This is a genomic window from Mesorhizobium sp. M2A.F.Ca.ET.039.01.1.1, from assembly GCF_003998035.1.
Taxonomy (GTDB): Bacteria; Pseudomonadota; Alphaproteobacteria; order Rhizobiales; family Rhizobiaceae; genus Mesorhizobium.
In genome coordinates this window covers 1-8221 of sequence record NZ_RZRY01000261.1, presented here as the reverse complement: position 1 = coordinate 8221, position 8221 = coordinate 1, and the positions used below count along the sequence as shown (strand labels likewise).

At 63.4% G+C, this 8221-nt stretch carries 9 protein-coding genes and 1 pseudogene; 6 read left to right on the top strand and 4 right to left on the bottom strand.

The window, feature by feature from the left end; genetic code table 11:
- The 5 genes and pseudogenes from EOA24_RS19790 to EOA24_RS19770 form a co-directional block, all read left to right on the top strand.
- Nucleotides 1–226, top strand: a pseudogene (locus tag EOA24_RS19790) (DUF58 domain-containing protein); the annotation flags it as partial.
- Entirely contained in the window at nucleotides 223–1239 is a 1017-nt protein-coding gene (locus EOA24_RS19785; RefSeq protein WP_126083075.1) for a stage II sporulation protein M, read from the top strand. The pseudogene EOA24_RS19790 and the gene EOA24_RS19785, both read left to right, overlap by 4 nt.
- On the top strand, nucleotides 1226–2104 hold the full coding sequence (locus tag EOA24_RS19780) for an RDD family protein (RefSeq protein ID WP_126083076.1): 879 nt from the start codon (nucleotides 1226–1228) through the stop codon (nucleotides 2102–2104). The genes EOA24_RS19785 and EOA24_RS19780 overlap by 14 nt, the downstream gene beginning before the upstream one ends.
- A 26-nt stretch (nucleotides 2105–2130) precedes the next feature.
- Complete coding sequence (locus EOA24_RS19775) at nucleotides 2131–2565, top strand: hypothetical protein (protein ID WP_127409989.1); 435 nt, start codon at nucleotides 2131–2133, stop codon at nucleotides 2563–2565.
- A gap of 16 nt (nucleotides 2566–2581) precedes the next feature.
- A complete protein-coding gene (locus tag EOA24_RS19770) occupies nucleotides 2582–2953 on the top strand; it encodes a hypothetical protein (RefSeq protein WP_126083078.1) in 372 nt (123 codons plus the stop codon).
- On the opposite strand, the gene EOA24_RS19765 is transcribed toward EOA24_RS19770, so the two are convergent.
- The gene (locus EOA24_RS19765) at nucleotides 2950–3648 is read right to left on the bottom strand and encodes a D-lyxose/D-mannose family sugar isomerase (protein WP_126083079.1); all 699 of its coding nucleotides are present in this window, start codon (nucleotides 3646–3648) and stop codon (nucleotides 2950–2952) included. The two genes, EOA24_RS19770 and EOA24_RS19765, sit on opposite strands and share 4 nt — an antisense overlap.
- Before the next feature lie 210 nt (nucleotides 3649–3858).
- Here EOA24_RS19765 and EOA24_RS19760 point away from each other — a divergent pair, with 210 nt between their 5' ends.
- Nucleotides 3859–4917 (top strand): D-TA family PLP-dependent enzyme, encoded by a 1059-nt coding sequence (locus EOA24_RS19760; protein WP_126083080.1) that lies wholly within the window; start codon nucleotides 3859–3861, stop codon nucleotides 4915–4917.
- Between the two features lie 3 nt (nucleotides 4918–4920).
- On the opposite strand, the gene EOA24_RS19755 is transcribed toward EOA24_RS19760, so the two are convergent.
- The 3 genes from EOA24_RS19755 to EOA24_RS41685 form a co-directional block, all read right to left on the bottom strand.
- Complete coding sequence (locus tag EOA24_RS19755; RefSeq protein ID WP_126083081.1) at nucleotides 4921–5679, bottom strand: heme ABC transporter permease; 759 nt, start codon at nucleotides 5677–5679, stop codon at nucleotides 4921–4923.
- Between the two features lie 214 nt (nucleotides 5680–5893).
- Nucleotides 5894–7663 carry a glucan ABC transporter ATP-binding protein/ permease gene (locus EOA24_RS19750; RefSeq protein WP_126083082.1) on the bottom strand — a complete coding sequence of 590 codons (1770 nt, stop codon included), beginning with the start codon at nucleotides 7661–7663 and terminating at the stop codon, nucleotides 5894–5896.
- A 374-nt stretch (nucleotides 7664–8037) separates the two neighbouring features.
- Nucleotides 8038–8221 (bottom strand): hypothetical protein (locus tag EOA24_RS41685; protein WP_189354039.1); only part of this gene is annotated, 184 nt, incomplete at its 5' end.

Below are 8221 nucleotides of genomic sequence, written 5' to 3'. Positions count from 1 at the left end.
CATGCTGATGAGGGATCTGGAACTCGAAACGCTGGCCGACATGGCGCCGGCGGCGCCCGAGGATGTCGCCCGCTCCGTCACCGCCGGAGACCTCCTGCGGCAGCGGCAGGTGGTGATCGGCAGGCTCAGGCTGCTTGGCGCGCATGTCATCGAGGCCGACCATCAGCGGCTCGGCCCGGCGCTGGTCGAGCGCTATATCCAGCTCAAGGAGGAGAACCTTCTATGACGCTGTCGGCCGGCACCGATGCAGTGCGCCAGTCGCTGGCAAGCTTCCGCCAGGAGCGCGAGGCCGACTGGAAAGCCTTCGAGGCGCTGCTGGCGCGCGTCGAGAAGCGCGCGCCACGCGCGCTGTCGGAAGACGAGCTGCTCTCGCTGCCGCTCCTCTACCGCTCGGCGCTGTCGTCGCTTTCGGTGGCGCGCGCGACCTCGCTCGACAGCGCGCTGATCGCCTATCTCGAGGCGCTCTGCCTGCGCGGCTACTTCTATCTCTACGGTGCGCGGCGCTCCTTGAGGACGCGCATCGGCGACTTCTTCCTGCACGACTGGCCGGCGGCGATCCGCGATCTGTGGCGCGAGGTGTGGACATCGGGCGCCCTCACCGTGATCGGCGCGATCGCGGGCTATTGGCTGGTCGCCTCCGACAAGCGCTGGTACGACGCCATCATCACGCCGAGCTTGGCGGGCGGGCGCAACCCGGATTCTTCCGCCGAGGTGCTGCGCAGCGTGCTTTACGGCGGCGGCGATCACTTCCTCTCAGGCTTTGCCGCCTATCTCTTCACCCACAACACACAGGTCTCGATCCTGGCCTTCGCGCTGGGTTTCGCCTTCGCGGTGCCGAGCGTGCTGATCATCCTGATGAATGGCTGCATGCTCGGCGCCATTTTCCAGATCTATGCCGCCAAGGGCCTGGGCTTCGAGCTCGGCGGCTGGCTTTCGATCCATGGCACGACGGAACTGTTCGCCATCGCCATCGCGGGCGCGGCCGGGATGCGCATCGGCACCAGCATCGCCTTTCCCGGCGAGCTCACCCGTATGGCCGCCGCGGCGCGAGCCGGACGCGTGGCGGCGACCGCCATGATCGGCGTCACGGTGATGCTGCTTTTCGCCGGATTGCTGGAAGGCATCGGAAGGCAGACGATCACCAGCGACATCGTCCGCTATTCGATCGGCGGCGGCATGCTCGCCTTATGGATCTGTTATTTCTACCTGTTCCGGATGGTGCGGCATGGCGACCGCTAGGACAGCGAAGGTCAAGAACCCGGCGGCATTGATCCGCCCGCTTGTCACGCCGGAGGGCGTCGACCTGCGCGTGAAACTGGCGGATGCCGGCACCCGGGCTTCCGGTTTCCTGCTCGACGTGGTGATCATCGTCGTGGCGGCGGTCGTGGTCAGCCTCGTCGCGCTGTTTGGCCTTGGCGGGCTTGGCGTGCAGGATGCCGAGCCGCTGTTCATCGTCTGGATCATCTTCATCTTCTTCCTGCGCAACGTCTATTTCATCGCTTTCGAGGCAGGTCGGCGGGCAGCCACACCGGGCAAGCGCATGGTGGGCGTCAGGGTCGCCTCGCGCAGCGGCGCGGGCCTCACGCTGGACCAGCTCATCGCACGCAACCTGATGCGCGAGATCGAGGTGTTCCTGCCGCTTTCGATCCTCGCCGCGCGCGCCAGCGCCGATGTCGCCGACACGCTATCGACCATCTTCGGCCTGGTGTGGGCGTTGCTGTTCTCGCTGTTCCCGCTGTTCAACCGCGACCGGCTGAGGATCGGCGACCTGCTCGCCGGCACCTGGGTGGTCGAGGCGCCGAAAGTGGCGCTGGTCGAGGACCTGTCGCTGCGCAAGGACCCGGTTGCCGCCCGCTTCCAGTTCAGCCCCGCGCAACTCGACGCCTATGGCATCGCCGAGCTGCAGAAGCTGGAAGAAGTGCTGCGCCGCGACGATCATTCGGCGCTCAAGGCGGTGGCGGAGACCATAGCCCGCAAGATCGGCGCCAGGGTCGAGCCGATCGATTCAAAGGCCTTCCTCACCGCCTATTACGGCGAGCTCCGCGCGTATCTGGAACGCAAGCTGCTGCTTGGGAACCGCAAGGCGGATAAGTATGCGCGGTAGGCCGCAGACTTGGACAGAGCCAGCACATGAAGCATTGCTTCCTGAACATAGTGGGCGAAAGAGTTTTCGTAATTCCTATGGTCACCACGCGCGATGGCTGGGAGATGTTTGCCGGTCCCGTCATCCTCGTTGGCGAGCTACCTTCGATCTCGGACAAAGACATAGGGGCATCGACACTGAGCGCGATCCGCGCTCATGTCAGTGGTGTGCCCGACGAGATTGTAGATAAAGTTCTCCTCAACAGATCGGCCTCGCGTTTTGGGTTCAGGTCATACAATTCCTTCCTTTGGAAATCCCGGCAGATGTCGGTCGACCAACAGGGAGAGGATAAATTCAAACTTATCCCCTATGCCAAGGTAAACAGAGAAAGTGCCGTGCCGCTGGACACGATCTTGTATTCAACAGGTACGCCCGGCGATCTGGGACGCGCTGTTCGAGATTGCATTGAACTGTGTCGCTAATGATCCCCTATGTCGCATGCGCGAGGGCAACGACGTGAAGGTTAGGGTCAGCAAAGCAGAAGAAGCCAGAATTGACCGCGTCATTCAGGCGGCAGTCTCCGGATCGTGGGAAGAATTTGCAGAACTCACAGATGAACCGTTTCCAAACGACGCATCGATGAGGGAGCAATTCGAAGATTCAGCTCCCCGACTTCAGCGGGCCGGAGGAACTTGGGAAATGACCTCCGGCATTGGTATCGTGCCTGAGGATGGGACGCGCGTGATCACGGTCATGATCAAAGCACTGCCCACCGTGGATATCGTCCTGACGCTGCACAGCACGAGCGAGAAGGATGACAGCGCCATCAGCATCTGGACGTTTTTTCAGCAGTTGAATTGGGACGATTAGGCCTTCGCTCTACCCACCCACTTCTCATAGTCCGACACCAGAAGGTGCAGCGGCGCGACGTCCTCGTCGATGTTGGAGAAGCGGCCGATCGGGTCGCGGAAAACGTTGTCGGTGAGGTCGTCATTGACGGTCGAGACCTCGCCGATCAGCACGTCCTTGCCCTCGGCCCAGAAGGCGTGCCAGACACCGGGCAGCAGCGTGACGCTCTGGCCGGGATCGAGCTTCAGGAGCCCGCCGGCCGGCAATCTGGTGATGGTGCCGTCGACCGGCACTGACACTTCGGCCTTCGGGTCGATGCCGCCGTCGCGGTCGTGCATGAATAGCTCCAGCACCAGCTTGCCGCCGCCGCGGTTGATGATGTCCTCGGCCTTGATGTTGTGGCGGTGCATCGGCGAGAGCTGGTCCTTGCGCGAGATCATGATCTTTTCGGCATAGAGCATCCCCATGCCGAGCTTCATGTCCTCGTAGCGGCCGTTGCGCACGGTGAACAGGAACAGGCCAAGCTCGTCGAACTTCTCCTGGCCGTAGTCGGTGATGTCCCAGCCGAGGCGTGAGGTGAAGATGGCGGAAGAATCGGCCTTGTGCGCCTTCATCTCTTCCGGCGACCAATAGGCGAAGGGCGGCATGATATAGCCGAAGGAGCGGATGAAGGCGTCGGCTTCGCGGATGATGTCGTTGATCTTGGAGCGCTTCATGGTGGTTGTCCTCCGGCCGATGCCTTGCTGAAATCTGCCCATCCGAATAGCCCAATGCCGGTCGGCTGTCGACGCAAACCCGCTGTTCTGGCCCCGTGACATCCAGCCGGATCGGGACCATAAACCCAGCCGGACTTTTCGATTTTGCGCATGTCTTTATCCCGAAACCGGATCCCGCTCTCGGGAGACATGCTTTGAATGGTGACTTTCATGCCAAGCATAGACGACCTCGACACGCCGGCGATCCTGATCGATGCGGCCCGCGCCGAAGCCAACATCAAAAAGGCGCAGGCGCATGCCGACGCCCATGGATTGAAGCTGCGGCCGCACATCAAGACGCACAAGCTACCCTACTGGGCGAAGAAGCAGGTGGCGGCCGGCGCCGTCGGCATCACCTGCCAGAAGATCGGCGAGGCCGAAGTGATGGCCGATGCGGGGCTCGAGGATATTTTCCTGCCCTACAACATCCTTGGCCGCGCCAAGCTGGAACGGCTGAAGGCGCTGCATGGCCACGTCACGCTCTCGGTGACGGCGGACAGCCATGAGACGCTGGAAGGGCTAGCCGCCACCTTCACCGATGCCGGCCATCCGCTGCAGGTGCTGGTCGAGTGCGACACCGGCATGGGCCGCTGCGGCGTGCAGACCCCGGCCGATGCGGTGGCGCTGGCCAAGGTCATCGACCAGGTCAAGGGCCTCGCCTTCGGTGGGCTGATGACCTATCCGGCGGCCGGCCGCGCGGCGCAAGCCGAGGCCTGGCTGAAAAGCGCGCACGACGCGCTTGCCGCGGCGGGGCTCGAATGCGTGCGCGTCTCCAGCGGCGGCACGCCGGATATGTGGCGCTCCGGCGAGAACAGCATCGTCACCGAATACCGGCCCGGCACCTACATCTACCTCGACCGCTACCAGGTCGCCAAAGGCGTCGGCACGCTGGACGACTGCGCGCTGACGGTGCTTGCCACCGTCGTCAGCCACCCGACGCCGACCCGCGCTATCCTCGACTCAGGCAGCAAGGCGCTGTCTTCCGATACGCTCGGCCTGCTGGAGTTCGGCGAGCTGCTCGGCATGCCGGGCGCCCGCGTAACGGGTTTGAGCGAAGAGCACGGCACCGTCACGCTTGCCCATGGCGCCGCCTTGGGCATCGGTGAGCGGGTGCGCGTCGTGCCCGATCATTGCTGCGTGGTGACGAATTTGTTCGACCAGGTGCATCTGATCGACGGCGACAAGGTGCTGGAAACGCTGCCGGTGGCGGCGCGAGGGAAGATGGGCTGAGCCCTACTGCCGCTCGGCCTGCCGTGCCGCCACTCTCCGCATCGCGGTCACGCGCCGCCTGAAGATCTCCGTGCGCATAGCCATCAGATGCAGGGCGAAGAACAGCACGGTGAAACCCAGCGCCATCACGGCGAGCGGCCATAGCATCGATGGGTCGACGGTCGGGCCGCCGAGGCGGAAGACCGACGCCGGCTGGTGCAGCGTGTTCCACCAGTCGACCGAAAATTTGATGATCGGGATATTGATGAAGCCGACCAGCGTGATGATGGCCGCCGCCCAGGCGGCGCGGCCGGCGTCATCCAGCGCGCGGGTCAGCGCGATGATGCCGAGATACATCAGGAAAAGCACAAAGACCGAGGTCAGCCGCGCATCCCATACCCACCAGGTGCCCCACATCGGCTTGCCCCAGATGGAGCCGGTGATCAGCGCGAGTGCTGTAAAGGTGGCGCCGATCGGGGCCGCCGATTTCAGCGCGACGTCGGCCAGCGGATGGCGCCAGACCAGCGTGCCCAGCGCCGAGATCGCCATGATCGTGTAGCACATCATTGCGAGCCAGGCGAAAGGCACGTGGATATACATGATGCGTACCGTGATGCCCTGCTGGAAATCCTCCGGCGCGGTGAAGCTCATATAGAGGCCCACGCCAAGCAGGATCACCGCGACCGCCGCCAGCCACGGAATGATCTTGTCGGCCAGCCCGACAAAGCGCGTCGGGTTGGCGAGATCGATCCAGCCGGAAAAGCGTGAAGTGGCGTCGCTCATGGCGACCTAAATAGACCCGCAGTGGGTTTGGGGCAATTGGGAGAGTGTCGCAGGCTTTCCCTTCTCCCCTTGTGGGAGAAGGTGGATCGGCGCGGAGCGCCGAGACGGATGAGGGGTGTTCCAGCGGAGTGAGACGCTGGCTTTCCCTAGAGCACTCTCATCCGTCGCCTTCGGCGACACCTTCCCCCACAAGGGGGAAGGGGGAGCTCTAGGATTACGCCGCTTCCGTCACCGGCCGGCTCAGGCGGCGGACCTCTTCGTCGTTGAGCAGGCCGCCGGCGCGCAGCAGGGCGGCGAAGCGGCCGTTGCGCAGCGACAGCTCGGTGAAGCCGCCCATCTCGACCACCTTGCCCTTGTCCATGAAGACGACGAGGTCGGCGTCGCGGACCGTGGTCAGGCGGTGGGCGATGATGAAGGTCGTGCGGTTGCGGCGCAGCTCGTCGATCGCTTCCTTGACGCGATCCTCGGTCTCGACGTCGAGCGCGCTGGTCGCCTCGTCGAGCACCAGGATCGGCGCATCCTTCAGCACGGCGCGGGCGATGGCGATACGCTGGCGCTCGCCGCCCGAAAGCTGGCCGCCGCGCTCGCCGACGACGGTGTCGTAGCCGCTGCTCTTGGCCAGGATGAAGTCCTGCGCGGCGGCCGCATTGGCCGCGGCGTGCACTTCGTCATTGCTCGCATCGGCGCGGCCGACGCGGATATTGTCCTCGATCGAGCGGTTGAGCAGGCCGGCGTCCTGGAAGACGGTGGCGATCGAGTGGCGCAGCGACTTCCGGGTCACGGTCCTGGTGTCGATGCCGTCGATCAGGATACGACCGCTGGACGGCGTGAAGACCCGCTGCAGCAGATTGATCAGCGTCGTCTTGCCGGCGCCGGTCGGGCCGACAATGGCGACCGTCTGGCCAGCCTGGACCTCGAACGAGACGTCCTCGATGCCGTGGCCCGAATTGGCGAACTCGAAGCTGACGTCCTCGAAGCGCACATGGCCGGTGACGTTGGTGAGTTCGCGCAGGCCATCCGGCTCAGTGGTCTCGGCAGCCGAGTCCTCAAGGCGGTAGAAATCCTCGAGCTTGGCGCGGGCCTCGGAAATCTGGGTGGTGAAAGCCGACATCTGGTCAAGACGGGCGATCAGCATCCCGGCAAAGCCGGCGAAGGCGACGACATCGCCGACGCGGAGCTGGCCACGGGTGACGAGATAGGCACCGATCGACAGCACGATCATCATCGAGATGGTCGACGACAGGCGGTTCAGCGCATTGGCGATCGCCCACCAGTCGAGCACAGGGTTCTGCGCGTCGAGCAGGTCCTTGACGTAACGCTTCAGCGTCGCGGTCTCGTGGCCGATGCGGTTGTAGCTCTGCAGCACGGCGACATTGCTGACGCTGTCGGAGACATGGGCAAAGACGGTGTGGTAGTGGCGCTCGACGGCGGTCTGCCCCGCCTTGGTGCGGCGCATGACGATACGGCCGATGCCGATATAGAGAATGCCGAGGCCGAGTAGCACGACGGACATGCGGATATCCATGGCAAGCGCGGTCGGCACCAACAGCACCAGCGCGATGGCCGTCGACAAATGCACGCGCATGAATTCGAGCCACAGGCTGAACAGGGTCTCGACGGCGCGCAGCAGCGTGTGCAGCGAGTTGGACGTGCCGCGCTGGTGATGCCAGGCAAGCGGCATGGTGATCACGCGCTCGAAGGACTGGCACAGCACTTCCGAGCGGCGGGCATGGGCGAACCGGTCGGCGCCGCGGGCCACCAGCACGAAGGCAATGACGTTGAAAGCACCAAGCGCGGCCCATACGGCGAGCGTCGAAAACACAGGGCCTTTCTCGGAGATGGCTCCGATCACCCTGCCCAGCAGGATTGGCTCGAGGATCGCGATCGCCGCGAGCGCGATGTTGGCGCCGCAAATCAGCGCGACGCGCTTCTTGTCGGCCGCCAGATAACCCAGCGCTCTAAAGTAGATCTGCAGAAGTGACACTTCAGCTACTCCGCCAAACTCTTGTTTGTGCTCAATGCTCGAATTGTGCACCGCACCATTTTGTGACACGTAACGGTAAACGTGTCGCGAAACAATGCGTCGTCTATCCCTTCCGTTCCGATTTAGCGAACAAAAGATGACGACGGTACGAAATCTGACGTGATCACTAACGGTTTGAGATAAAAGGTGAAATGTCAGCCTTGCGGCAAAATAGTGGCACTTGCTCTCCGCTGCCACATTTTTAATCACAGCCTGCTTGCTTAGCCTGCCCTAAAGGAAGGCCCGCGATCGCGCGCGGGAGGGACGCCAAGTAAAAAACGGCGATCGGCCGCGCACCCCGAGGGATGCGCGGCCGACAAGCCAAGTCTTTGATTTTATGCAGGTATCCTGACGACGACCTCGGTCTTGTCGCCGGCTTTCGGCTCGAAAGATGCAGATTTTTTCTTCGAACCATCGACTTCTAGCGAGATCGACTTGGTCTTTTTGTCGCGGATGACCCGAACCTTGATCTCGCCGCCGAACATCTTGAGCGTCGCGGCGTAGCCGTCCCAGTGTCCG

What these genes read in the sequence shown, in the direction of transcription:
- EOA24_RS19785 (WP_126083075.1), top strand. Translation starts at nt 223, where the DNA reads ATGACGCTGTCGGCCGGCACCGATGCAGTGCGCCAGTCGCTGGCAAGC.
- EOA24_RS19780 (WP_126083076.1), top strand. Translation starts at nt 1,226, where the DNA reads ATGGCGACCGCTAGGACAGCGAAGGTCAAGAACCCGGCGGCATTGATC.
- EOA24_RS19775 (WP_127409989.1), top strand. Translation starts at nt 2,131, where the DNA reads ATGAAGCATTGCTTCCTGAACATAGTGGGCGAAAGAGTTTTCGTAATT.
- EOA24_RS19770 (WP_126083078.1), top strand. Translation starts at nt 2,582, where the DNA reads ATGCGCGAGGGCAACGACGTGAAGGTTAGGGTCAGCAAAGCAGAAGAA.
- EOA24_RS19765 (WP_126083079.1), bottom strand. Translation starts at nt 3,648, where the DNA reads ATGAAGCGCTCCAAGATCAACGACATCATCCGCGAAGCCGACGCCTTC.
- EOA24_RS19760 (WP_126083080.1), top strand. Translation starts at nt 3,859, where the DNA reads ATGCCAAGCATAGACGACCTCGACACGCCGGCGATCCTGATCGATGCG.
- EOA24_RS19755 (WP_126083081.1), bottom strand. Translation starts at nt 5,679, where the DNA reads ATGAGCGACGCCACTTCACGCTTTTCCGGCTGGATCGATCTCGCCAAC.